The sequence below is a fragment of the Helicobacter pylori genome, assembly GCF_001653455.1.
GTDB classification, from domain to species: domain Bacteria; phylum Campylobacterota; class Campylobacteria; order Campylobacterales; family Helicobacteraceae; genus Helicobacter; species Helicobacter pylori_A.
In genome coordinates, this window is the sequence record NZ_CP011486.1 from 1185820 (window position 1) to 1208477 (window position 22658).

At 38.8% G+C, this 22658-nt stretch carries 23 protein-coding genes; 15 read left to right on the plus strand and 8 right to left on the minus strand.

From position 1 onward, the window contains the following. Positions 1–70: 70 nt before the first annotated feature. Positions 71–2911, minus strand: a complete 2841-nt coding sequence (locus AA977_RS05595) for an FAD-binding and (Fe-S)-binding domain-containing protein (protein ID WP_064434887.1) — start codon at positions 2909–2911, stop codon at positions 71–73. A gap of 71 nt (positions 2912–2982) precedes the next feature. On the opposite strand from AA977_RS05595, the gene AA977_RS05600 reads away from it, so the two are divergent. Genes AA977_RS05600 through crcB form a run of 3 tightly spaced genes read left to right on the plus strand, consistent with a single transcriptional unit; the run spans position 2983 to position 4436 of the window. Beyond that, the gene (locus AA977_RS05600) at positions 2983–3321 is read left to right on the plus strand and encodes a rhodanese-like domain-containing protein (protein ID WP_064434888.1); all 339 of its coding nucleotides are present in this window, start codon (positions 2983–2985) and stop codon (positions 3319–3321) included. Positions 3322–3323: 2 nt separating this feature from the next. Beyond that, positions 3324–3998 carry a uroporphyrinogen-III synthase gene (locus tag AA977_RS05605; RefSeq protein ID WP_064434889.1) on the plus strand — a complete coding sequence of 225 codons (675 nt, stop codon included), beginning with the start codon at positions 3324–3326 and terminating at the stop codon, positions 3996–3998. A gap of 45 nt (positions 3999–4043) precedes the next feature. Then, positions 4044–4436 carry a fluoride efflux transporter CrcB gene (gene crcB, locus AA977_RS05610; protein ID WP_064434890.1) on the plus strand — a complete coding sequence of 131 codons (393 nt, stop codon included), beginning with the start codon at positions 4044–4046 and terminating at the stop codon, positions 4434–4436. A gap of 59 nt (positions 4437–4495) precedes the next feature. Here crcB and hemW read toward each other — a convergent pair whose 3' ends face one another. Beyond that, positions 4496–5533: a radical SAM family heme chaperone HemW gene (gene hemW / locus AA977_RS05615; protein ID WP_172796005.1), complete on the minus strand. Its 1038-nt coding sequence runs from the start codon at positions 5531–5533 to the stop codon at positions 4496–4498. Positions 5534–5626: 93 nt separating this feature from the next. Here hemW and AA977_RS05620 point away from each other — a divergent pair, with 93 nt between their 5' ends. From AA977_RS05620 to folP, 6 genes are all read left to right on the plus strand, one after another. Continuing rightward, positions 5627–5917 carry a c-type cytochrome gene (locus tag AA977_RS05620; protein WP_064434892.1) on the plus strand — a complete coding sequence of 97 codons (291 nt, stop codon included), beginning with the start codon at positions 5627–5629 and terminating at the stop codon, positions 5915–5917. A gap of 161 nt (positions 5918–6078) precedes the next feature. Then, complete coding sequence (locus AA977_RS05625; protein ID WP_033602403.1) at positions 6079–6552, plus strand: RNA pyrophosphohydrolase; 474 nt, start codon at positions 6079–6081, stop codon at positions 6550–6552. Beyond that, on the plus strand, positions 6546–7763 hold the full coding sequence (locus AA977_RS05630) for an aspartate kinase (protein WP_064434893.1): 1218 nt from the start codon (positions 6546–6548) through the stop codon (positions 7761–7763). Before AA977_RS05625 ends, AA977_RS05630 begins: the two co-directional genes overlap by 7 nt. Continuing rightward, on the plus strand, positions 7760–8302 hold the full coding sequence (hobA, locus tag AA977_RS05635; protein ID WP_064434894.1) for a DNA replication regulator HobA: 543 nt from the start codon (positions 7760–7762) through the stop codon (positions 8300–8302). Before AA977_RS05630 ends, hobA begins: the two co-directional genes overlap by 4 nt. Next, on the plus strand, positions 8299–8955 hold the full coding sequence (locus AA977_RS05640; protein WP_064434895.1) for a DNA polymerase III subunit delta': 657 nt from the start codon (positions 8299–8301) through the stop codon (positions 8953–8955). The genes hobA and AA977_RS05640 overlap by 4 nt, the downstream gene beginning before the upstream one ends. After that, complete coding sequence (gene folP / locus AA977_RS05645) at positions 8952–10094, plus strand: dihydropteroate synthase (RefSeq protein WP_064434896.1); 1143 nt, start codon at positions 8952–8954, stop codon at positions 10092–10094. Before AA977_RS05640 ends, folP begins: the two co-directional genes overlap by 4 nt. Before the next feature lie 348 nt (positions 10095–10442). Here the strand turns inward: folP and AA977_RS05650 are convergent, their stop codons facing one another. Beyond that, on the minus strand, positions 10443–10904 hold the full coding sequence (locus AA977_RS05650; RefSeq protein ID WP_064434897.1) for an HP1233 family protein: 462 nt from the start codon (positions 10902–10904) through the stop codon (positions 10443–10445). 406 nt (positions 10905–11310) lie between these two features. On the opposite strand from AA977_RS05650, the gene AA977_RS05655 reads away from it, so the two are divergent. The 5 genes from AA977_RS05655 to AA977_RS05675 all read left to right on the plus strand — a co-directional run bounded on the left by AA977_RS05655 (position 11311) and on the right by AA977_RS05675 (position 16380). Further along, positions 11311–12219: a DMT family transporter gene (locus tag AA977_RS05655; protein ID WP_064434898.1), complete on the plus strand. Its 909-nt coding sequence runs from the start codon at positions 11311–11313 to the stop codon at positions 12217–12219. Next, positions 12210–13454 carry a glycosyltransferase family 39 protein gene (locus tag AA977_RS05660; RefSeq protein ID WP_064434899.1) on the plus strand — a complete coding sequence of 415 codons (1245 nt, stop codon included), beginning with the start codon at positions 12210–12212 and terminating at the stop codon, positions 13452–13454. The genes AA977_RS05655 and AA977_RS05660 overlap by 10 nt, the downstream gene beginning before the upstream one ends. A 77-nt stretch (positions 13455–13531) precedes the next feature. After that, positions 13532–14083 (plus strand): DUF507 family protein, encoded by a 552-nt coding sequence (locus AA977_RS05665; RefSeq protein ID WP_064434900.1) that lies wholly within the window; start codon positions 13532–13534, stop codon positions 14081–14083. After that, positions 14083–15210, plus strand: a complete 1128-nt coding sequence (gene carA / locus AA977_RS05670) for a glutamine-hydrolyzing carbamoyl-phosphate synthase small subunit (RefSeq protein WP_064434901.1) — start codon at positions 14083–14085, stop codon at positions 15208–15210. The genes AA977_RS05665 and carA overlap by 1 nt, the downstream gene beginning before the upstream one ends. A 165-nt stretch (positions 15211–15375) precedes the next feature. Further along, entirely contained in the window at positions 15376–16380 is a 1005-nt protein-coding gene (locus AA977_RS05675; RefSeq protein ID WP_064434902.1) for a formamidase, read from the plus strand. Between the two features lie 597 nt (positions 16381–16977). On the opposite strand, the gene maf is transcribed toward AA977_RS05675, so the two are convergent. After that, positions 16978–17541 (minus strand): septum formation inhibitor Maf, encoded by a 564-nt coding sequence (maf, locus tag AA977_RS05680; protein WP_064434903.1) that lies wholly within the window; start codon positions 17539–17541, stop codon positions 16978–16980. Position 17542: 1 nt separating this feature from the next. Beyond that, a complete protein-coding gene (alaS, locus tag AA977_RS05685) occupies positions 17543–20086 on the minus strand; it encodes an alanine--tRNA ligase (RefSeq protein WP_064434904.1) in 2544 nt (847 codons plus the stop codon). 118 nt (positions 20087–20204) lie between these two features. Between alaS and AA977_RS05690 the strand changes: the two genes are divergently transcribed. Then, complete coding sequence (locus AA977_RS05690) at positions 20205–20435, plus strand: HP1242/YdcH family protein (RefSeq protein WP_064434905.1); 231 nt, start codon at positions 20205–20207, stop codon at positions 20433–20435. 946 nt (positions 20436–21381) lie between these two features. Here the strand turns inward: AA977_RS05690 and rpsR are convergent. The 3 genes from rpsR to rpsF are packed head-to-tail and all read right to left on the minus strand — an operon-like array spanning position 21382 to position 22653. Beyond that, positions 21382–21639 (minus strand): 30S ribosomal protein S18, encoded by a 258-nt coding sequence (gene rpsR, locus AA977_RS05695; RefSeq protein ID WP_000440196.1) that lies wholly within the window; start codon positions 21637–21639, stop codon positions 21382–21384. 23 nt (positions 21640–21662) lie between these two features. Beyond that, entirely contained in the window at positions 21663–22208 is a 546-nt protein-coding gene (locus AA977_RS05700; protein WP_064434906.1) for a single-stranded DNA-binding protein, read from the minus strand. 16 nt (positions 22209–22224) lie between these two features. Then, a complete protein-coding gene (gene rpsF, locus AA977_RS05705) occupies positions 22225–22653 on the minus strand; it encodes a 30S ribosomal protein S6 (protein WP_033750972.1) in 429 nt (142 codons plus the stop codon). Positions 22654–22658 lie beyond the last annotated feature (5 nt).

Sequence of the window (22658 nt, forward strand, 5' to 3'; positions counted from 1 at the left end):
TAATGGCAAGATGTTTGAGAGTGTTATCCAATGCCTTTACCCTTTAAAGAAAGTCTTTAATTATACACCATTAAAGCGTGCAAGCATCCACTAAATAAGCGATATGCTGCCAAGAAAATCGGGTTTTTTCACTCAAGCCAATCTCGCAAGTGCTAGAAGTGGAAAAGCCCCTTTTAAGATTATAAGATTGATAAAATGTTTGAAAGCCATCCAAAGCACTCTCGTTTAATTCAGGGGTAAAAAAGCCCTTATTCCCTGCAAAGCCGCAACAACCCGTCTCTTTATGGATAACAATCTCACCCAAAGTGCATTTTTTAGCCAGATTCAATAACACCTCTTCTTTATTTTCTAATTTCAAAGCGCACATCGTGTATAAGCCTATGTCTTCGTTAATGGGGTTAAATTTTAATTTTGGGCTTAAAATCTCTTCAATATAGACGCTCAAATCATAGACTTTCAAATCCTTATAAGCTTTCATTTGTTTGAAAAAATGCGTCGAACATGCACTATGGTCTAAGACGATCGGTATTTTGCCATTATCGCTTAATTTTAAAAAAATCGCATGGTTTTTTTCGTTGTTTTGTTTGGTTAAGTCGGTGTAATTGATAAAGGCTTTCCCGCAACAAAGCGCATTCAATCCATCAGGATACATTACAGAAACCTTGGCTTTTTGGCATAAGGATTCAAACGCTTCTTGAACGCTTCTTCTATCTGCCATTTTTGTTGATGGAGAAAACGAGCGGTTGATGCAAGTGCTGAAATAAATGACTTTTTCTTCACTCTTGAGTATTTTATTTTCTAAAGCATAGGCGTTGTTTTTAGGCATGTAATGGAAGGCTTTAGGGAAAGGCTTGATGAATTTTTTAATCTTTTTAGTCAGGCTCACTAAATTGTTAGAGCCTATGAGGTTTTGAACCACGACAGCGCTTTTTAAAGAAAAACGAGCCATGCTTGTGGTTGTTTGCATATTATTAAGGATTTTTGAAGCGAACTTTTTGCCTTTAGGGTTTGTTTGGTAATGATTTAGGGCGATGCTCCCAGTATCAATTTCTAAAGGGCATAAAGTAGAGCACATGTGGCACACCGCGCAAGTAGCGTGCGCTAAATATTCAGACTCTTTTAAAAGCTCATCTAATAAAACCTGATCTTCATTATGACCATGACTTACCCTTTCTTTCAAGCGCTCTATTTCTCTGTGAATGACGATGCGTTGTCGTGGCGTTAAAGACAAGTCTTTACTTGGGCAAATCCTTTCACAAAACCCGCATTCCATGCACATGTCCAAATATTCTTCAATAGGGTAAATGCTTTTTAAATTTTTAGTGTGGATTTCTTTATCATCAGTGATGATCACATCAGGGTTTAAAAGGCCGTTAGGATCAAACAACGCTTTGATTTGCTTGTGGATTTGATAAGCTTTTTCTCCCCACTCCATTTCCACAAAAGGGGCTACCATCCTGCCTGTGCCATGTTCGGCTTTGATAGAGCCAGAACTTTTACTCACCATTAAAAACATCTCATAAGCCAGATTTTCAAACGCCTTCCTTTCAGCTTCATTTTCTAAAATCGGCGTTACGACAAAATGCAAATTCCCGCTTAACGCATGCCCAAAAATAATGCTATCATCCTTAAAGCCATGTTTTTTTAAAAGCCCTTCAATCGCTTTTGCCCCTTCTACAAAATCCTCTTTACTAAAGCACACGTCTTCAATGATCACAGAGCTTTGGCTTTTTCTTTTTGACGCTGCGATAGGGAAAATGCCTTTTCTGATTTTCCACCACGATTGATAGATACTAGGATCGCTGCTGATTTGAGTGTCTAAAACGACCGGTATCGCATTCAAAGCGTCTAAAATCGTTTGCATGTTGTTTTCTAAAATGGCTCTTTCATCGCTTTCGCTTTGAATGAGTAAGCATGCGTTAGGCTCTTTGATTTCTAAGATCACGCTAGGCATGCCCTCTAAATTTTTCACGCTTTTTAAGGACGCATAATCCATAAGCTCTGCTGAAGAAATCATTTCAGGATATTTGGCTTTTAAGGCGGCTAAGATTTGAGCGGCTTTGGCGCATTGTTCTAAATTTTCATAAAACAATAACGCGCAAGTTTTATAAGCGTAGTCTTTCACGCATTCTAATTCCACGCTTGAAATAAAGCCCAAAGTCCCCTCAGAACCTATGAATAAATGGCTAATGATTTCCATAGGATCTTCAAAATCAATGAGAGCGTTCAAGCTATAGCCGGTGGTGTTTTTGATCTCGTATTTTTTCTTAATGAGAGCGTGCAACGCTTGGTCTTTTAAAATTTCGTTTCTTAAGTTTAAAACCCCTTCAATCAAATCTTTGCGCATGTTTTTAAAACTCTCAACGCTCTCTTGATTGGCTGTGTCTAAAAGCGTGCCATCAGCTAAAATGACTCTTAAGGATTTTAAGGTTTTATAGCTATTTTGTTCCACCCCGCAACACATCCCGCTAGCGTTATTAGCAACAATCCCCCCTATCATAGCGGTGTTTATCGTAGCGGGATCCGGGCCTATTTTCTTATGGTAAGGTTTTAATAAAGCGTTCGCATGACTCCCTATGACTCCGCATGCAAGCTTGATGCTTTGAGCGTTATCTAAAACGCGAGCGTCTTTAAAAAAATGCGTAGCCATAACCAGCACCCCATCGCAACTCGCCTGCCCTGATAAGGAACTCCCAGCCGCTCTAAAAGTCAATGAAACGCTGTGTTTTTGAGCTAAAATGCAAAGCTTTTGAACTTCTTCTTCATTTTTCACCCAAACGACTATTTTAGGGATATAACGATAGCATGACGCATCAATGCCATAAGCCAAACGGCGTAAGTAATCCTTAAAAACCCGCTCGTTTAAAAATTTGCTCGCTTCCCTAAAAAAAGCTTGGTAATTTTCTTCCACAACCGCTCCCTAAACATTCCTATTTATCAAATCATTGTAACATAACCTTACTTTAAAAATTAAGGATAAACATGCTTGAAGATTATGCAATCAGTTTAGAAGAAGTCAATTTTAATGATTTTATCGTGGTGGATGTACGCGAATTGGACGAATATGAAGAATTGCATTTGCCTAATTCTACGCTCATTAGCGTCAATGATGAAGAAAAGCTCGCTGATTTTTTATCTCAACACAAAGATAAAAAAGTATTGCTCCATTGCAGGTCTGGGGCTAGGGCTTTAAATGCGGCTAAAAGCATGCATGCATTAGGCTATACGCCCTATTATTTAGAGGGCAATGTCTATGACTTTGAAAAATACGGCTTTAGAATGATCTATAACGACACTTCTTTGAGCGGTAAAAAAAACTAGGCATGAGGGAGATTGTATGGGTGCATTCTCAAAGGATTGCCCCTTATAAAACTCTCATCTTAAATGAATTATGCTACTATCCTTTAGAATTAGACTTAACCCCTTTTAACGCCCTGATTTTCACCTCTAAAAATGCAGTGTTTTCCTTGCTAGAAACTTTAAACAATAGCCCTAAACTCAAAATGTTACAAAATATCCCCGCTTACGCTTTGAGCGAACCCACCGCCAAAACCCTACAAGATCATTATTTTAAAACCGCCTTTATAGGGAAAAAAGCTCATGGCAAAGAGTTTGCCAAAGAAATCATTCCTTTATTGGAAAAAAAAAGCGTTTTGTATCTCAGGGCAAAAGACATTGTTTCTTCTTTAGACGCTATCCTTTTAGAGCATGGGATCAATCTTAAGCAAGCCGTTATTTATGAAAACAAGCTCAAACATTTGACTTTAAGCGAACAAAACGCCCTAAAACCCCAAGAAAATAGCATTCTTATTTTTACCGCCATAAGCCATGCAAAAGCCTTTTTGCACTATTTTGAATTTTTAAAAAATTACACCGCCATCAGCATTGGCAACACGACCGCTTCTTATTTAAAAGATCAAGGCATTCAAAGCTATGTTGCTCAAAAACCCTCTTTAGAGGCGTGTTTGAATTTAGCTTTAAGTTTGAAAGTTGATTAAAAACATCTCATTATAATGCTTTCAATTATTTTTAAAGGATGATGCATGAATTTTGTTTTTTTATGGGCCGCTTTAGGGGGAGCGATAGGGAGTTCGTTAAGGTATTTTGTGGGCAAAATGATGCCTAGCAAATTTTTAATGTTTGAAAGTTTTCCTTTAGGGACTTTTAGCGTGAATCTCATAGGGTGTTTTGTCATCGGCTTTATGGGGCATTTGGCCGTTAAAAAAGTTTTTGGCGATGATTTTGGGATCTTTTTTGTTACCGGGGTTTTAGGGGGTTTTACGACCTTTTCTTCTTACGGGTTAGACACTTTAAAGCTCTTGCAAAAATCCCAATACATGGAAGCCCTTTCTTACGTTTTAGGCACTAATATTTTAGGGCTTGTTGGGGTGGCTATCGGCTGGTTTTTGGCTAAAAATTTTGTAGGCATTAATTAAAAACGCTTTCTAGTGTTTTTAATTTTAGACTTAATATTTTATAGAACAAAGCCTAAAAATCATAGCAGCCACAAAGCCATTTCATCGGCCATGAAAAAATCGCTCGCTACCAAGCGGTTGTTTTTAATGAAAGCCTTATTTTCTTTAGTTAAAAGCTCCACTTTGTGAGCATCTAACAGGTTAATCTCAACCCCTAAAATGCACCTTAAGCCCAAAAACAGCTTTTCTAATCGCTTGTCTTGTTCGCTAAGCGTCTCAACTTGGCGTTGTAGGGGGTCTTTAATATAACTTTCTATGAGTTTTTTTGCATAAAAACGCTCATTTTCCACGCAGCCCACAGCGCCAGCCCCACACCCTAAATAATCTTTAGCCCCCCAGTAAGCTAGATTGTGTTTGACTTGGTAATTCCTAGCGTAATTGGACACTTCGTATTGCTTGAAAGAAAAGCCCTCTAAAGTTTCTTTCACTACATTGTCAAAATCCACGCTTGAGGGTTTTTTAGCGTTTTTTTCTAAATTCGTGTTTTTTTCAATACTCAAAGAATAAGCACTCAAATGGTTGATGGGGAGTTCTTTGGCGAGTTTCAATTCTTCTTTTAAAGAGTTTTCATTATCTAATGGGGTGTTATAAATCAAATCAATGCTGATATTTTCAATCCCGCTTTTAAAAATAGTTTCTATCACAGGAGCGATATTTTTGGAATGCTGGCGCTCTAAAAACAATAATTTATCCTCCCTAAAACTTTGCACCCCTAAACTCAAGCGGTTGACCCCTAAATCTTTTAAGCCTTGACACCAGTTTTTAGAGATGAGTTCAGGGTTAGCTTCAGTGGTGATCTCGCAATCTAAACTCAAACTCGCATTTTGATGGATGCTTTCAAAAATCTTTTCAAAAGACTCCACGCTTAAAGTGTTGGGCGTGCCGCCGCCAATAAAGACACTCTCAATTTTTTCATGGGTTTGGTTTAGGGCATGTTTTAAATCCAAGCATAACGCTTGCGTGTATTCTTCTTTCAATTCGCTCTTGTTTTCATAGGAATTGAAAGCGCAATAACCGCATTTATTTTCACAAAAAGGGATATGAATATATAAAATCATATTTATTTCACTCATTTTTACTTTATTTTAAGCAAAGCTTAAACTTGGAATTGTATCATTTTAAGATCATTTTGATAAATAAGGAGATGAACTATGAAAAAGGTTATTGTGGCTTTAGGCGTTTTAGCGTTCGCCAACGCGTTAATGGCAGCTGATGTTAAAGTGCTTGCTAAAAGTTGTGCCGCTTGCCATGGGGTTAAGTTTGAAAAGAAAGCCTTAGGTAAAAGCAAAATCGTTAACATGATGAGTGAAGCGGAAATTGAAAAAACTCTTATGGATTTTAAAAACGGCACCAATAAAAATCCTGTCATGACCGCGCAAGCTAAGAAATTGAGCGATGAAGACATCAAGGCTTTAGCTAAATACATCCCCACTCTCAAATAAACTCTCTTAATCTTAATAGTGCTATTTTGGCGCTATTAAGATTAGTTTCAAACCCTTTTTTCTTAATTTTTGATTTTAATGGCATTCTTAACCCTATTTAAAGCCAGCATACACTATAATACGATCTTACATCAAACAAGAAAGAGCTAGAATAAAGACCTATGCCACATAAAAAGTATCGTCCTAATGTTGCGGCTATTATTGTGTCGCCAGACTACCCTAATACATGCGAAATTTTTATCGCTGAGCGCGTGGATATTGAAGGAGCTTGGCAATTCCCCCAAGGGGGCATTGATGAGGGCGAGACCCCTTTAGAAGCGCTCCATAGGGAATTGTTAGAAGAAATTGGCACGAATGAGATAGAGATTTTAGCGCAATACCCCAGATGGATCGCTTATGATTTCCCAAGCAACATGGAACATAAATTCTATTCCTTTGATGGGCAAAAACAGCGCTATTTTTTAGTGCGCCTAAAGCGTGCGAACAACATTGATTTAAACAAACACACGCCAGAATTTAGGGCTTATCAATTCATTCATTTAAAGGATTTGCTTAAAAAAGTCGTTCCCTTTAAGCGTCAAGTGTACCGCCAAGTCATCGCTTATTTTAGAAGAGAGGGGTATTTGGGGTGTTAATCGTTCAAAAATACGGCGGCACGAGCATGGGTAGTATAGAAAGGATCCACAATGTCGCCCAAAGGGTTTTAGAAAGCGTCAAATTAGGGCATCAAGTCGTGGTGGTGGTTTCGGCGATGAGCGGCGAAACGGATCGGCTTTTAGAATTTGGCAAGAATTTTAGCCATAACCCTAACAAGCGAGAAATGGATAGGATCGTGAGCGTGGGGGAATTGATTTCAAGCGCGGCTTTGAGCATGGCGTTAGAGAGGTATGGGCATAGGGCTATTTCCTTGAGCGGGAAAGAAGCGGGTATTTTAACCAGCTCGCATTTTCAAAACGCTGTGATCCAATCCATTGACAACAAACGCATTAAAGATCTTTTAGAAAAAAACTACATTGTGGTGATCGCTGGGTTTCAAGGCGCTGATATTCATGGCGAAACGACAACTTTAGGGCGTGGGGGGAGCGATTTGAGTGCGGTCGCTTTAGCCGGGGCTTTAAAGGCGGATTTGTGTGAAATTTATACCGATGTGGATGGCGTTTATACCACCGATCCTCGCATTGAAGAAAAGGCTCAAAAAATCGCGCAAATCAGCTATGATGAAATGCTTGAACTAGCCTCTATGGGGGCTAAAGTGTTGTTAAACCGCTCGGTAGAATTGGCTAAAAAACTCAGCGTGAAATTGGTAACTCGCAACTCGTTTAATCATAGCGAAGGCACGCTCATTGTGGCTGAAAAAGACTTTAAAGGAGAACGCATGGAAACCCCTATTGTGAGCGGGATCGCATTGGATAAAAATCAAGCTCGTGTGAGCATGGAGGGCGTGGAAGATCGGCCTGGCATTGCCGCTGAAATCTTTGGCGCTTTAGCGGAGTATCGCATCAATGTGGATATGATAGTCCAAACGATCGGCAGAGACGGCAAAACGGATTTGGATTTCACGATCGTTAAAACCCAAATAGAAGAAACCAAGCAAGCCTTAAAGCCTTTTTTAGCGCAAATGGATTCCATTGATTATGATGAAAATATCGCTAAAGTTTCTATAGTGGGCGTGGGCATGAAATCGCATTCTGGGGTGGCGAGCATCGCTTTTAAGGCCCTAGCCAAAGACAACATCAATATCATGATGATTTCTACAAGCGAGATTAAAATTTCGGTTTTGATTGATATTAAATACGCGGAATTAGCCGTTAGAACTTTGCATGCGGTGTATCAATTAGATCAATGAAAAATTTCTATGATTGGATCAGGGAATTTGTGCGCGATCAGGGTGAGTTTATCGCTCAACAAAGCGGGTGGTTAGAATTAGAGCGTTCAAGCTATGCAAAACTCATCGCGCAAACCATTTCGCATGTGCTTAATGGCGGTTCGCTGTTAGTGAGCGTGGATTCTTCTAGACACTGGTTTTTAAACTACATTCTTTCCAATCTCAACCCTAAAGATTTAAAAGAGCGCCCTTTATTGTCTGTCATTGATTTCAACGCTTCTTCTTTCTACCCCAAAAATGACGCAAACCTTTCTCTAGCCACCATAGAGCTCACTTATCAAAGCCCCATGTTTTGGCATGTTGGCAAAATTGAAAACGAAGGCTTAAAAACAATACTATTAAGTAAAATCCCTAGTTTTTTATGGCTTTTTGAAGAGCTTAAAGAAGACTGCTTGCTTTTAAAAGAGCATGATAGTTTGCTAGATTATAAATTATTGCAACTCTTCAAACTCTTTGAAAACGCGCTTTTTAGCGTGCTATACAATAAGGTTACTTTGTGAAAAATTCCAACCGCCTTATTTATACGGACAATCTTGAAGAGAGTTTAGAAGAAGTTGCAAGCCTTTTTGAGCGCCACACTAAATTCTACACCGAGATTATTGAAAAAGACAAAAAGGTGATCAAAACTTTTAACAAGGATTTTAAAATAGAGCATGCCAAAGAAGTGATTTCAAAGGCCCACCTCAAACACAGCGCATTGAACGCCTTTTTAATCGCTGCCCCTAGTTACGGGATAGAAGCCCAAAACGCGCTCTTAAAAATCTTAGAAGAGCCTCCGAATAATGTTTGTTTTATCATGTTTGCTAAAAGCCCAAACCATGTTTTAGCCACCATTAAATCCCGCCTAATCAAAGAAGACAGACGCCAAAAAATCCCTCTAAAACCTTTAAATTTGGATTTATCTAGGTTGGATTTGAAAGATATTTATGCGTTTTTAAAGGAATTAGACAAAGAAAATTTTGATTCTAGAGAAAATCAAAGGGAAAAAATTGAAAGCCTGTTAGAGAGCATCAACAGATGTCAAATCTGTTTAAACGAGCAAGAATTGCAAGCCTTTGATTTAGCGATCAAGGCTAATAGCTCTTATTACAAGCTGAGCTACAATCTTTTGCCCTTGCTTCTAAGCCTTTTGCCTAAAAAGAGATCGCCATGACTTTAAAACGCCTTAACCCTGATGCGTTAAAAAACGCCCTCCAAAAAATAGGCCCAGAAAAGATCGCAAAAGATCGCATGCACCAAAAAGGCGTTAGCTTGATCTTTGAAATCCAGCATTTGCCCTTAAGCGCTGCATTGATTTTAAAGCAAGAAGCCATCAGCGTTGGAGGCGATTTTGCCACGCCAAAAGATTGCATTTTGGCTAAAGAGCCTTTTTATGATGGGGTGTTGATTGTGAGCGCTAACCAATTAGAGCGCTTGATTGTGAAGTGTTATTCCCAACCCTTTGGGCTTAAACGTTTAGCGCAAGAATTAAAAAGCCACCTCAAAGCCCCTAAACCTAACGCCCCACAGATCATGGCAATTTTAAACCTCACGCCGGATAGTTTCTACGAAAAGAGCCGTTTTAATAGCAAAAAAGCGCTTGAAGAGATTTATCAATTATTGGAAAAAGGCATCACGCTCATTGATATAGGCGCGGCCAGTTCAAGACCACAGAGTGAAATCATTGATCCAAAAATAGAGCAAGAGCGCTTGAAAGAAGTTTTACTAGAAATCAAATCCCAAAAACTCTACCAATGTGCCCATTTTAGCATAGACACCTACCATGCCAAAACCGCCCGAATGGCTTTGGAGCATCATTTTTCCATCCTTAATGATGTGAGCGGTTTTAGTAGCGTTGAAATGCTAGAAGTCGCAAGGGATTACAAGCCTACTTGCATTTTAATGCACTCTCAAAAAACCCCCAAAGACATGCAAGAAAATGTGTTTTACCATAATTTATTTGATGAAATGGATCGCTTTTTTAAAGACAAGCTAGAGGTTTTAGAAAAATACGCGCTTCAAGATATTGTTTTGGATATTGGGTTTGGATTCGCTAAATTAAAAGAGCATAATTTGGCCTTAATCAAGCATTTAAGCCACTTCCTCAAATTCAAAAAACCCTTACTGGTGGGAGCGAGCCGTAAAAACACCATCGGGCTTATCACTGGGCGTGAAGTTCAAAACCGACTCGCTGGCACTTTAAGCTTGCATTTAATGGCGTTGCAAAATGGAGCGAGCGTTTTAAGAGCGCATGACATTGATGAGCATATTGATTTAATCAAAGTGTTTAAGAGCTTGGAAGAAACGGATTAAATAAAATTTTTGGCTTTGATTTTAATGAATGTTAGTTATTATGAAAAATGCTAAAAGTATTTTTAAGATTAAATAATAAAGAGCTTGATTTTAATCAAGCGATAGCCTCGTTAAAAAAGCGATCTTTTAGGGTTAGGCGGGTTTTAGTTGGGGATTAAGGGGAGAATTATTTTAAAATACCCTCTATCCCCTTAAGAGTTTTATCATAAAATAAAATCTAGTTATCTATATTTAATTAAAAACAGAAACGGATTAATTTTTGTTTTTAATCCTAATGTTTAAGATGATAGATCTTTAATCTTTTAAACCCAAACACTAAAGATGTTTGGGGATTTCTGCTTGGGTGGTTTAAAGAACCACATCCATCGTTGAAGCGTTATTATAAGCGTTTTGATAGCGTTGCAAAAAATCGTTATGGTTGGTAGCGTTAAAAGTTTGTAGGGCTTTCTTGTGCAAGCCATTCACCGGTTGTTTGGGAGCGCTTTCCACTTCTTTAGAGAATTTCCCGTTATAAAAATCCGTCAAGCTATAAAGCGATTGGGCCGCAAGGCGTTTTTGGCTCTCATCCATTCCTGCCGTCGCCCTTAAAAAAGCCTCATACTCCCTATCGCTCATCAATTCTAAAACCAAAAAGCCATAAGTCTCTCGCTTGTCAGGGTTAAAGGGGAGGTTTTCTGTAAGAGCGTCTTTTTTTTCTCGCTCTGCTTTTTCTACGCCTTCAACAGGGGCTAAATCCTCTTTAGGAGCGCTTTTTGAATTTAAAAGCCCATAGAGGTTAGAATCAAATTGGTTGATAGAAGAAACGGCCATGCGAATTTCCTAGAATTGAATTTTACGATGATTTAAGCAAAATCCATTCCATAATGAGACGAAGTTACTGCAAATATTTTCCAACAAAAGACTTAAAAAGCGCCAGATTAAAAGAGTTTTCTAATTGTCTCCAGCGTTTAAACCCTTAAAAAAGGGTCTAGGAGTTTATTTTCAAAAAGGATTCGTGTTTTTATGTTTTCATATTTCTATTAAGGAGTCTTGAAATGCTGAAGCTTTCTAGAATAAATTCTAGATAAAAACAAAGGCAAAAACTCCTAGAACATTGTTATAACATGATTTGATAAATTAATGCAACTTTTATGCATTTAGAGCTGAAAAACTTTAAGTCTTAATTAGAGATTTTAGGTTAAACTACCCCTAAAATCTTTATTGATGAGTAAAAGGCATGCGTAATACCATTTTATTTGGCGTTTCAATGATACTCTTGGCGAATTTATGCTTTGGGATCATGAGCGCGTTTGTTAAAATCACAGCGGATTATTTTTCCCCTATGGAAAATGTGTTTTACCGCTCCATTACCATGACGCTTTTACTTTTGCTCGTCTATCCTTTCAAGCCCTACCGCATAAGGAGTTACAAGCAAGGCGGTTTTAAAAAACTCGCTTTTAGGGTTGTTGTGGGGGGTTTAGCGATGCTAGCGTTTTTTTATAATATTGAAAAAATTTCGCTCGCCACCGCAACGGCTTTCTCGCAATGCGCGCCTATTTATACGGTGCTTCTTTCTCCTTTGCTTTTGAAAGAAAAGCTCAAAAAAAGCGCATTAATTTCCGCATGCATTGGGCTAGTGGGCGTGGTGCTCATTTCAGATCCTAGCGTGGAAAATGTAGGGCTAATTGAAATTATTATGGGTCTATTGAGTGGGGTCTTTGTGTCTTTGGCGTATATCACTTTAAGGGATTTGAGAGAGTATTACGACAAGCAAGCCGTGATTTTAGCGTTCGCCTTTGGCATGAGTATTCTTGGGTTAGCGGGCATGTTCATTGACATTCCTTTTTTATCCACAGGCATTCACATGCCCAGAAAAGAAGATATTTTGTGGATTTCTTTAATAGGGATTAGCGGGACTTTAGGGCAGTATTTCTTAACCTATGCTTACATGAACGCTCCTGCTGGGATCATTGCCCCCATTGAATACACCCGCATTGTTTGGGGGCTTTTGTTTGGGCTGTATTTAGGCGATAAATTTTTGGATCTTAAAAGCTCTTTAGGGGTGGCTTTGATTTTATTTTCAGGCTTACTCATCGCCTTGCCCGCTCTTTTAAAAGAATTAAAAAATTATAAATCATGCAACTGAACCCCTTACAAAGCGCGCTGTTATATTTTAATTTCTTTATTTATCCGGCGAAAAAAACAAGGAGCTTTGATTTAAACGATTTGATTTTTATTGTCATGGCTTTTTTAGTCCTGGCTTTAGGGTTATGGATGAGCGAAGAAATTTCTATCAGTTACAATGAAGCGAAAGACTTTTTTTATAGCAACGCTTGGTTTGTTCAAATCGCTCAAAAAAGCACGGAAATCTTGGGTCAAAACGATTTAGCGTTAAGATTGCCTTTTTTACTCTCTCACATCACCAACATGTTTTTATTCTATCTCATAGGGCGAAACCTTTTAAAAAAGCCTAAAGACGCCCTTTATGTGGTCTTAACTTACGCTTTATTGCCTGGAGTGAATCTCTTTGCAATCTTGTTATCTAAAAGCGTGTTAGTGTTAAATCTTGGGCTTTTAATTAGCTATTTGCATGTCAAAACCCAAAAAATCCCCTATTTAGCCATTGGCGCTTGCTCGTTTTTAGACGGTGCGTTCGTTCCCCTTTTACTAGGGGTTGTTATCTACGCTTTAAAAAGGCGCTACTTTAAAAGCGCGATCTTTGCTTTGGTTTGTTTGGGTGTGAACACCGCTCTTTTCAATGACAATTTTAAGGGCTTGCCCAGTGGGTATTTTATAGACACTTGCTTGGAACTCATGCTTTTGTATTCGCCCTTATTTTTTCTCTACTACCCTTATACGCTCTATAAAGCCCTTTTTGATAAAAAGCCATCGTTATTAGCGTTTATGAGCACGAGCGGTTGGCTTTTCCCTTTGCTTTTGAGCATGCGCCAAGAAATAGATTTGAAAACTTTCGCCCCCCTAGCTTTAATCGGTTTGCCCTTATTCATTAAAAGCGCTTTAAATAGCCTTAGGGTGCGTTTGAAGGAATTTAGGGGGCAGTATTATTTGCGCGTTTTTAGCCTGTATCTTTTAATGCTCACTGAAACGCTCTTTTTGTGGGGGAGTAAAATTTCTGGCGCTAATGAAAAATTATTAAACCGGCATTTTTTAGCCAAAGAAGTCGCTATAGCTTTGCAATTAAGAGGCATCCATCAAATCCGCACCAATGACAAACAACTCGCTTTAAGGCTTCAATTCTATGGCATTAAAGAAGGGGGGAGATTGAGACTGATGAACACCAAGATTTCTAAAAAACGCCCGGATATTAAAATCATCTACGCTGATAAAATTCTACAATCCTATAGTTTGGTGCACCATTAACCCATTCTTTAAAAAGCATTTTATCTAAAGAATGATAAAATACACTCTAAAAATAAATAAAATACGCGAGAAAAATCATGAGACTCAAACTAACCCATATAAACCATATAAGCCATAAGATTGCCAACGACTTTACCCATTCAAAACTATTAGAATTAAAAGCCCCTAGGGAATTGTTGTGCACCTTGATAGAAGAAATTTTGGAAAAAAGCGTTAAAAAAGAAAACGCCATAGATGAGCAAGCCAGAGAGCTTTTAGAAGAAAACACGGACGAAATAGAATTCATGCGCATGGACGAAAGGCAACTTTTTTGGATGATTAAAAGACAAATCGCTCAAAAAGAAGGCTTTCATTTGTTCTGGGAAGAAAGGTGCAACGATTTATCGCACCAGATTTTGAATAAAATCTTAGATGAAGATTTGATCATGTTTAGCGTGTCGGAGAATTTGATAAGAAACTTGATTTACAAATCCATTGACACCTATTCTAAAGCGTATGAAAGCATTGAAAACGAAGTGCATGAAAAAATCAAGCATTACAAACGCAAATTGCCCGTAGGGAGCGATGAATACGAGCTTGTGTTTGAAAGGCTCTATGAAGAAGAATTAAGACGCAAAGGCTTTTTGTAATGGTCTCTCTCTATTTAGAAAACGGGCTTTTTTTGCAAGCGCAAAGTTTTGGGGCTAGTGGCACGCAAGTGGGCGAGCTTGTTTTTAACACTTCCATGAGCGGCTATCAAGAAGTCATTAGTGATCCTAGCTATAAGGGGCAATTTGTGGTTTTTAGCATGCCAGAAATTGGGGTCGTGGGCACCAATTCTAAAGACGATGAATCCTTTTTTTCATGTGTAGGGATTTTAGCGCGCCATTACAACGAATTTTTTTCTAACTCAAGGGCGGATTTTAGCTTGAGCGCTTACTTGAAAGAGCGCGGCGTTTTAGGGATTTGTGGGGTTGATACTAGGAGTTTGATTAAAATTTTACGCCATCATGGGTGCTTGATGATGGTGGCTTCCACGATAGAGCATGATAAAAACACGCTTGAAGAGATTCTAAAAAACGCCCCTAGAATTTCTCACTCTCCCTTAGTGTCTAGCGTTTCCACACAAAAAATAATAACCCACGAACGCGCGACTTTTGATTTCAAAACCTTAGATTACAAGCCTTTTGATAAAAAAACCTCTCATAAAACTATCGCTGTGCTAGACTTTGGGGCTAAGGGCAATATCTTAAATGAGCTTCAAAATGTGGGGTTAAAAGCCCTTATTTACCCGCACCACACCAAAGCTAACGAGCTGATTAAAGCTTATGAAAAAAAAGAAATCCATGGGATTTTCCTCTCTAACGGGCCAGGCGATCCTTTGAGTTTGCAACAAGAAATTGGAGAAATCAAACAACTCATTGGCGCTAAAATCCCTATGTTTGGCATTTGTTTGGGGCATCAATTGCTCTCTATCGCGCAAGGCTACCCCACCTATAAGCTCAAATTTGGTCACCATGGGAGCAACCACCCCGTTAAAAACCTAGAAACAAACGCCGTTGAAATCACCGCACAAAACCACAACTACTGCGTCCCTGAAGCCATTGAAAACATCGCTATTATCACGCACCGAAACCTTTTTGACAACACCATTGAAGGCGTGCGCTATAAAAACGCCCCCATCATCTCCGTCCAGCACCACCCAGAAAGCAGCCCCGGCCCTAAAGAAAGCCATTATATTTTTAAAGAATTTGTGAAATTGTTAGAGGGTTTTTAAGGGTTTTTAAAGCAACGCCCATAGAGATTGAAAGCGCTTTAAAAATAGATTTAAATCTTTTTATTAAAAAATCTCGCATTTACCCTAAATTGGTTTTGATGCAATACTATTCTCTCGCAATAATTATTATTGTTATTGCGACAAAACTTTTTAGAAGGAGTTATTATGGGAAGTATCGGTAGTATGGGCAAACCTATTGAAGGGTTTTTAGTGGCAGCCATTCAGTTTCCTGTGCCAATTGTCAATAGCCGTAAGGATATTGAAAACAACATTGAAAGCATTATTAGAACCTTGCATGCGACTAAGGCGGGGTATCCGGGAGTGGAGCTTATCATTTTCCCTGAGTATAGCACGCAAGGTTTGAATACCGCTAAGTGGCTCAGCGAAGAATTTTTGCTAGATGTCCCCGGTAAAGAGACAGAGCGATACGCTCAAGCGTGTAAAGAGGCGAAAGTTTATGGTGTTTTTTCAATCATGGAACGCAATCCTGATTCTAACAAAAACCCCTACAACACCGCCATCATCATTGATCCGCAAGGTAAAATCATTCTAAAATACCGCAAGCTATTCCCATGGAATCCTATTGAACCATGGTATCCTGGGGATTTAGGAATGCCTGTGTGCGAGGGGCCTGGTGGATCAAAATTGGCCGTGTGCATTTGCCATGATGGCATGATTCCAGAGCTCGCTAGAGAAGCGGCTTATAAAGGGTGCAATGTGTATATCCGCATTTCAGGCTATAGCACTCAAGTCAATGATCAATGGATTTTAACTAACCGCTCTAACGCATGGCACAATTTGATGTATACCGTGAGCGTGAATTTGGCCGGCTATGATAATGTCTTTTATTACTTTGGCGAAGGGCAAATCTGTAACTTTGATGGCACGACCCTTGTTCAAGGGCACCGCAACCCTTGGGAAATTGTAACTGGGGAAATCTATCCTAGAATGGCAGACAACGCCCGCTTAAGCTGGGGATTAGAAAACAACATTTACAACTTAGGCCATAGAGGGTATGTGGCTAAACCGGGCGGAGAACATGACGCAGGCTTAACCTACATCAAAGACTTGGCCGCCGGTAAATACAAATTGCCTTGGGAAGATCACATGAAAATCAAAGACGGCTCTATCTATGGCTATCCTACCACCGGTGGGCGTTTTGGGAAATAACCCCTAACCTTATATTTTTGCTAGAACCTACCTTAAAAGGTTCTAGTTTCCCCATTTTTTAAACAATGAGAGAATATTGAAAAGATTTATCCCTATTGGATAAAGGCAAAGTCAAATCAATAAGAAATTATTCTCATCTCTTATTTTTCAATCCCAAAAGAATTTTTATAATCAACTATCAGTCATCTAACATGCTAACTATCCATACATTTGCCAACAAAGAAGTGAAAAACGATTTCACGCATTCCTTATGCATTTTTTTATACGATTTTATACGATTTGAAAACATGGAACAAACGCTAAAAATCATCGTTAGTTAAAAAAACTATCAACATCATCATCGTCATCGTCGCTAAAAATAGACACTATCACATATAAAAGAAAAAGAATAATGAGTGGAGGGAAAACAAAACAAAGCCCAATGTAAAGCACAGCACCAAGACAACCTCCAACCCATTTAAAAAACTTAATAATCATGCAGCAAACCCTTTAAACGCCAAATGTTGGAGTGTATCGTTTTTTTGTTTGTCAAGGGGTGGTGGTTAAAAAAAATACGATTGAATGTTTTATAGAATAAAATGATAGTATTGATAATGATTAAAGTTTAGCCCCTAATTTTAGCGCCCCTAACAAGCCTTCCACATTCAACCCCAACCCCACGCTTAAATTCTTGCTTGAGCTTATAATATAGGGCTTATGAAAGTCTTCCAAACGCACACAGCCCGCGCTTTCTTGCCACAAACCGCTTTCTAAATACCTTTCTACTTCGCTCCAATCAAACGCCCCTAAACGCGCTCTAAAAACCGATAAATCCAGCCATTCTAATTTAGGAGAAATCAAGGCAGAGCAGGTTAAAATTTCTATTTCATTGCCATTTTGGAGTTTTAAAAATTCAAGGGCTTCTTGTTTGTTTTTGGCTTTTCGTTGCATTTGGCCATTCACGCTCACCACGCTATCAGCGACCACGATAGCGCAATGATTGGCAACTAGCGTTTTAGCTTTTTCTAATTTCCCCTTGCACGCCCAATAAACAAACTCCCTAGGATCTGCAACTTTCAAGCTTTCTTCATCAAAATCTAGCGCTTTTTGTTTGAATGAAATCCCATGCTCTTTTAAAAGATTGGATCTAGCGCTAGACTGAGAGCCTAAAATCAATTCCATGCTATTTTTCTAAAGCTTTTAAAGCGGTATTTTTCGCTGCATTAAGCGCGGCTTGCAATTTTTCAATATCCTTACCTCCAGCGCTCGCAAAATCGTCTCTTCCGCCCCCTTTACCCCCTAAAATTTGCGCCACTTCATTAGCCCACGCATGCGCTTTTATAGGGGCATTTTTCACCCCGCATGCTAGGCTGATGCGTTCATTTTCTTGTTTGAACACCATAGCGAGCAATTTTTCATGCTTGTTTTTTAACCGGTCAATCATTTCTTTCACATCGCCTTGATCCACTACGCCCACCACCACGCTTGTGCCATTAATGGTTTCAATGGGTAAATCCATAGGGGCGGGCGTTTTTTGGCTGTTTTTCACGCTCTCTTTGAGCTTGTTAATGCCGGCTATCACATCGTTATTTTTCAATAAAATCCTAGCGTTTTTAAGCTCTTTATTCTCTTCTTTAGCCAGTTGGTAAAAGGCTTTCCCGCACACCGCTTCAATACGCCTGACCCCACTGCTCACTCCGCTTTCTTTAAGGATCCTAAACCCCCCAATAAGCCCGGTATTTTCCACATGAATGCCCCCACACAATTCAATGGACGCTTCCTTAAAGCTCACCACCCGCACATTTTCAGCGTATTTTTCACTAAACAACGCTAACGCCCCCTTATCTTTGGCTTGATTTAAAGGCATATGCTCCACTTGGCTATTTAAATGCTTGAAAATTTGAGCGTTGACTAAATCTTCTACTTGTTCTAACTCTTCATCATTGAGCGCTTTAGGATGCGAAAAGTCAAAGCGCAATCGTTTGGACTCCACCAAACTCCCCGCTTGACTCACATGCGAGCCTAACACTTCTCTTAAGGCGCTTTGCAATAAATGCGTCGCGCTATGGTGTTTGGCAATTTCTAAGCGTTCATCGCTCACTTGCGCGATCACTTGTTCGCCTTTTTTTAGCACTTTTTTGATTTGAAGGAGCGAAAAATTAAGCCCAAAAAAGTTTTTTGTATCCAACACTAAAGCCGCTTCTTCATTGCCCTTTAAAAGTGCGCCCCTATCGCCTATAGCCCCCCCACCTTCTGCGTAAAAAGGGGTTTTTTCTAACAACACCCAAACTTCTTGATTAGGATTTGCTTCTGTTATTTCTTTAAAATCGCTATCAAAAAACCCTAAAGCTTGGCTAGAACATTCTGTCGTTTCATACCCCACGAAGATATTAGGTGCATAAGCGTTTAAAATGGCGCTAAAATCGGCGTTGTTTTGCTTGCCTTTCCATGAGGCTTTAGAGCGTTTCACCTGCTCTTGCATGCAACTTTCAAAACCTTGCATATCCACGCACGCCCCATGGCTTCTTAGCATGTCGTTTGTCAAATCCAAAGGGAAACCAAAAGTGTCATACAGCTTGAAAGCGATCTTGCCATCAAAGATTTTATTATCATTCAAATGCTTTAAAGACAAATTGAATAATTCCATGCCAGATTCCAAAGTCTCTAAAAAGCGCTCTTCTTCTTCAAAGCACTCTTTCATCACCATGTCTTTAGACTCTTTCAAATACGCATGCGTGTTGGCAAATTGTTCGCACACCACGCCCACGACTTTGTATAAAAACGCTTCTTTCAAGCCCATTAAATACCCATGCCTTAAAGCGCGCCTTAAAATACGCCTTAAAACATAGCCACGGCCTTCCTTATTAAAATGCACCCCTTGAGCGAGCAAAAACGCCACCGCCCTTGCATGATCGGCTACCACTCTAAAGCTTGGCTGAAATTCGCTCGCATAATCCAAGCTTGTAAGCTCGCTGATTTCTTTCATTAAGGGTGCAAATAATGAAGAATCAAAATTATTGAGCTTATGTTCTAAAAGCGCTTGCACCCTTTCTAACCCCATGCCCGTATCAATGCTAGGCTTTGGCAAGGGGGATAAAACGCCATCATTAGAGCGTTCGTATTGCATGAACACTAAATTCCAAATTTCTAAAAACCTATCGCCCTCGCCCCCAAAATAATCCTCACTCCCCTTAAAGTGTTTTTCGCCTTGATCAATATAAATTTCACTGCAAGGCCCACAAGGCCCGCTATCGCCCATTTGCCAGAAATTATCTTTATCGCCCATTTTTTTAATCCTGTCAAAAGGCACAAACTTTTCCCACAATTTAACGGCTTCATCGTCTTTCTCATGCACGCTGATATGCAAATCTTTAGGCTTAAACCCCAAATTTTTGGTTACAAATTCCCACGCAAACAAAATCGCTTCTTCTTTGAAATAATCCCCAAAAGAGAAATTCCCTAACATTTCAAAAAGCGTGTGGTGTCTTGCGGTGTAACCGACATTTTCTAAATCGTTATGCTTGCCTCCTGCGCGCATGCATAGTTGCGAGCTTGTCGCTCTAGGAATGCTAGGGCGTGGCACAATCCCAGTAAAAATATCTTTAAATTGCACCATGCCAGCGTTAGTAAAAAGCAAGGTAGCATCATTAGGCACTAAAGGCATGCTAGGATAAATTGCATGCCCTTTATTTTGAAAAAATTGTAAAAATTCGTTGCGAATGTCCATGGGTATTCCTTTTTGTCGTTTTATCGCGCTTTTTAAGGCTATTTTATAGCGCTTTTAAGTTGTTTTTTTAAAAAGATAGTTTATTATACTTTAAACATCCAAAATAAAGGAGAAAACCATGTTCCATGAATTTAGAGACGAAATCAGCGTGTTAAAAGCGAATAATCCGCATTTTGATAAGATTTTTGAGAAACACAACCAGCTTGATGATGACATTAAAACCGCCGAGCAACAAAACGCTAGCGATGCAGAAATCAGCCACATGAAAAAACAAAAATTGAAACTAAAAGATGAAATCCACAGCATGATCATAGAGTATAGAGAAAAGCAAAAATTTGAGCATGCTTAAACATTCATCTTTTTAAAACACGCTCAAACGCTTTTGAAGGCGTTTGGCTTGCGATTTTATTAGATCTGCTAAACTTAACCCCTTGATTTCAAATTAAAGCGTTAAGTTGCTTTTAACTTCAATGTTTTTCTATTTTTAAAAAATGGGTTTTAAAATTTTGTTTTATCGTTTTAGATCTGATTTTGTTGTAAAAATCATTTTCTTAAGTTTTATTTAAAATATTTAAAAACGCATTTTCTTAAAGAATAGAGAGTATTTTGAAACCATTCCCCCCTACAAACCCCAACCAAAAACCCCTAAAAAGAGCGCTTTTAAAGAGATTGTTGCTTGATTACACAAACTTTTTATTGTTGGTTATAAAAAACGCCTTTGAGTGTTTTTTGTGATTAGCGTTTGAAAATAAAAACATTGTTTTGCAAAAAAATAAAAAGAATTAGAAAGATAAAAGCTCTGTTAGTAAAAGAAAAAGTTTAAAAAAATAAAAACTTTGTCAGTGAGAAAAAACTTTATGAGCAAAAAACAATCGTTTTAGATCTTATTTTGTTGTAAAACTTATTTTCTTAAGTTTTATTTAAAATAGTGAAAAACTTATTTTCTTAAAGAATAGGGTGGATTTTGAAACTGGTTTTTTTCATAACATTCTCCTTTTTAAAATGGGTTTGAAATTTGATGCATTGGACATGCATGGGGTGTATTATAGCGTAAAAGCGTTTTTTTTTTTTGTAATTTGGAGAAAATTTTAGAATTTTTGCACTTTTTTATGTTTTTTGCGCTTTTGTTGGGGTGGCATCGGTGGGGTTGAAAACTACCGCTTGACTAAAATCAAGCTTTTTGATCTTGCCTTAAAAATGATTTTTAACGCTTTTTAATAATTTAATGTTTAACAAAAGCCAAACACGATTAAAACCAAAGGGGGCATGCCCCCTTATTAGTTCTAATCAAACGCTTAATGCTGTTTAAAAGGGCTATCCACGACTTTTTTCCTGTCCACAATGTAGGGGATTAAGGCCATGTGGCGGGCTCTTTTAATCGCTACTTCCACCCTTTCTTGCCACTTTTTGCTATTACCCGTCAATCTCCTGGGCATGATTTTATAGCGCTCTGATAGTGTGTGCTTGAGCATGTCCAAATCTTTATAGTCAATAAAGCTGATTTTAGCTTCAGTGTATTTGCAATAGCGTTTTGAATAGCGTTTTCTTTCCATAATGTCTCCTTAAATTTTCACCCTTAAAAGGGGATTTCTTCTTCATCAATGTTGATTTCAGGCACGCTGTTTTGGTATTTAGACGGCTGTGCCTGCAAATTCTCTTTAGCGTAAGCGTTTTGTGGATAACTAGGGGCTTGGTTAAAAGGATCCTGGCTAGGAGCGTTATAATTGGTAGGATAAGCGTTGTTGGAATTCTCATGCATCATGCTATCTTGCATGGCGTTCGCTTGGGGATTGTCTGACTTTTTATCCATAAATTGCAACGAGTCCGCTGTGATAGTGTGGCGGGAATTTTTTTTGCCCGTTTGATCCATCCAACTCTCATAAGTCAAACGCCCTTCTATCAAAACGCTTGACCCCTTGCTCAAATACTGGTTAGCGATTTCAGCCGTTCGCCCAAACAGACGCACGTCTATAAAGCACACTTCTTCGCCCAGCGTGCCATCTTGTTTTTTAAAACGCCTGCTTGTCGCTAAACCTATTGTAGCTGCAGCCGAACCGCTAGGCAAATATTTCAACTCCACATTCCTAGTCAAACGCCCTACCATAATCACTTTATTAAACATGATAAGCCCCTATTTTTCACTCGCTATGAGATTCTTTACTTCCTGCTTCCTCTGTGTGATGAGAGTGCGTGTGTTCGGTTTTTTCGTGTTTTTCTTTAGCGTGTGATGGCTTTTTATTCGCCCTATCCACTAACGCATGCCACGCCTCTACTTCTTTCTTGCTTTCGTATTTGATCACAATGAAACGCAACACATCTTCATTAATGCGATACAATCTTTCAAGCTCCAAAATCATTGACGGCTCTGCCTTGAAATACATCACATAATAATAGCCTCTTTTATGCTTTTTGATTTCATAAGCTAGATTACGCATGCCCATATCCAGGCTCGTTTCAATCACGCCGTGATGCTTAGTGATCACTTCTTTATAAAACTCAATCTTTGATTTAATCTCTTCTTCTACTAAAGTAGGTTTGAGAATAAACATCGTTTCATAATGCCTCATCCATT

Bases quoted from the DNA above. Each gene is read 5' to 3' on its own strand.
- AA977_RS05690 (WP_064434905.1), top strand. From the start codon at position 20,205: ATGTTCCATGAATTTAGAGACGAAATCAGCGTGTTAAAAGCGAATAAT.
- AA977_RS05660 (WP_064434899.1), top strand. From the start codon at position 12,210: ATGCAACTGAACCCCTTACAAAGCGCGCTGTTATATTTTAATTTCTTT.
- folP (WP_064434896.1), top strand. From the start codon at position 8,952: ATGACTTTAAAACGCCTTAACCCTGATGCGTTAAAAAACGCCCTCCAA.
- hemW (WP_172796005.1), bottom strand. From the start codon at position 5,533: ATGATTTTATATATTCATATCCCTTTTTGTGAAAATAAATGCGGTTAT.
- crcB (WP_064434890.1), top strand. From the start codon at position 4,044: ATGAATTTTGTTTTTTTATGGGCCGCTTTAGGGGGAGCGATAGGGAGT.
- AA977_RS05665 (WP_064434900.1), top strand. From the start codon at position 13,532: ATGAGACTCAAACTAACCCATATAAACCATATAAGCCATAAGATTGCC.
- hobA (WP_064434894.1), top strand. From the start codon at position 7,760: ATGAAAAATTTCTATGATTGGATCAGGGAATTTGTGCGCGATCAGGGT.
- AA977_RS05650 (WP_064434897.1), bottom strand. From the start codon at position 10,904: ATGGCCGTTTCTTCTATCAACCAATTTGATTCTAACCTCTATGGGCTT.
- rpsR (WP_000440196.1), bottom strand. From the start codon at position 21,639: ATGGAAAGAAAACGCTATTCAAAACGCTATTGCAAATACACTGAAGCT.
- AA977_RS05655 (WP_064434898.1), top strand. From the start codon at position 11,311: ATGCGTAATACCATTTTATTTGGCGTTTCAATGATACTCTTGGCGAAT.
- carA (WP_064434901.1), top strand. From the start codon at position 14,083: ATGGTCTCTCTCTATTTAGAAAACGGGCTTTTTTTGCAAGCGCAAAGT.
- AA977_RS05600 (WP_064434888.1), top strand. From the start codon at position 2,983: ATGCTTGAAGATTATGCAATCAGTTTAGAAGAAGTCAATTTTAATGAT.
- maf (WP_064434903.1), bottom strand. From the start codon at position 17,541: ATGGAATTGATTTTAGGCTCTCAGTCTAGCGCTAGATCCAATCTTTTA.
- AA977_RS05700 (WP_064434906.1), bottom strand. From the start codon at position 22,208: ATGTTTAATAAAGTGATTATGGTAGGGCGTTTGACTAGGAATGTGGAG.
- AA977_RS05625 (WP_033602403.1), top strand. From the start codon at position 6,079: ATGCCACATAAAAAGTATCGTCCTAATGTTGCGGCTATTATTGTGTCG.
- AA977_RS05605 (WP_064434889.1), top strand. From the start codon at position 3,324: ATGAGGGAGATTGTATGGGTGCATTCTCAAAGGATTGCCCCTTATAAA.
- AA977_RS05675 (WP_064434902.1), top strand. From the start codon at position 15,376: ATGGGAAGTATCGGTAGTATGGGCAAACCTATTGAAGGGTTTTTAGTG.
- alaS (WP_064434904.1), bottom strand. From the start codon at position 20,086: ATGGACATTCGCAACGAATTTTTACAATTTTTTCAAAATAAAGGGCAT.
- rpsF (WP_033750972.1), bottom strand. From the start codon at position 22,653: ATGAGGCATTATGAAACGATGTTTATTCTCAAACCTACTTTAGTAGAA.
- AA977_RS05620 (WP_064434892.1), top strand. From the start codon at position 5,627: ATGAAAAAGGTTATTGTGGCTTTAGGCGTTTTAGCGTTCGCCAACGCG.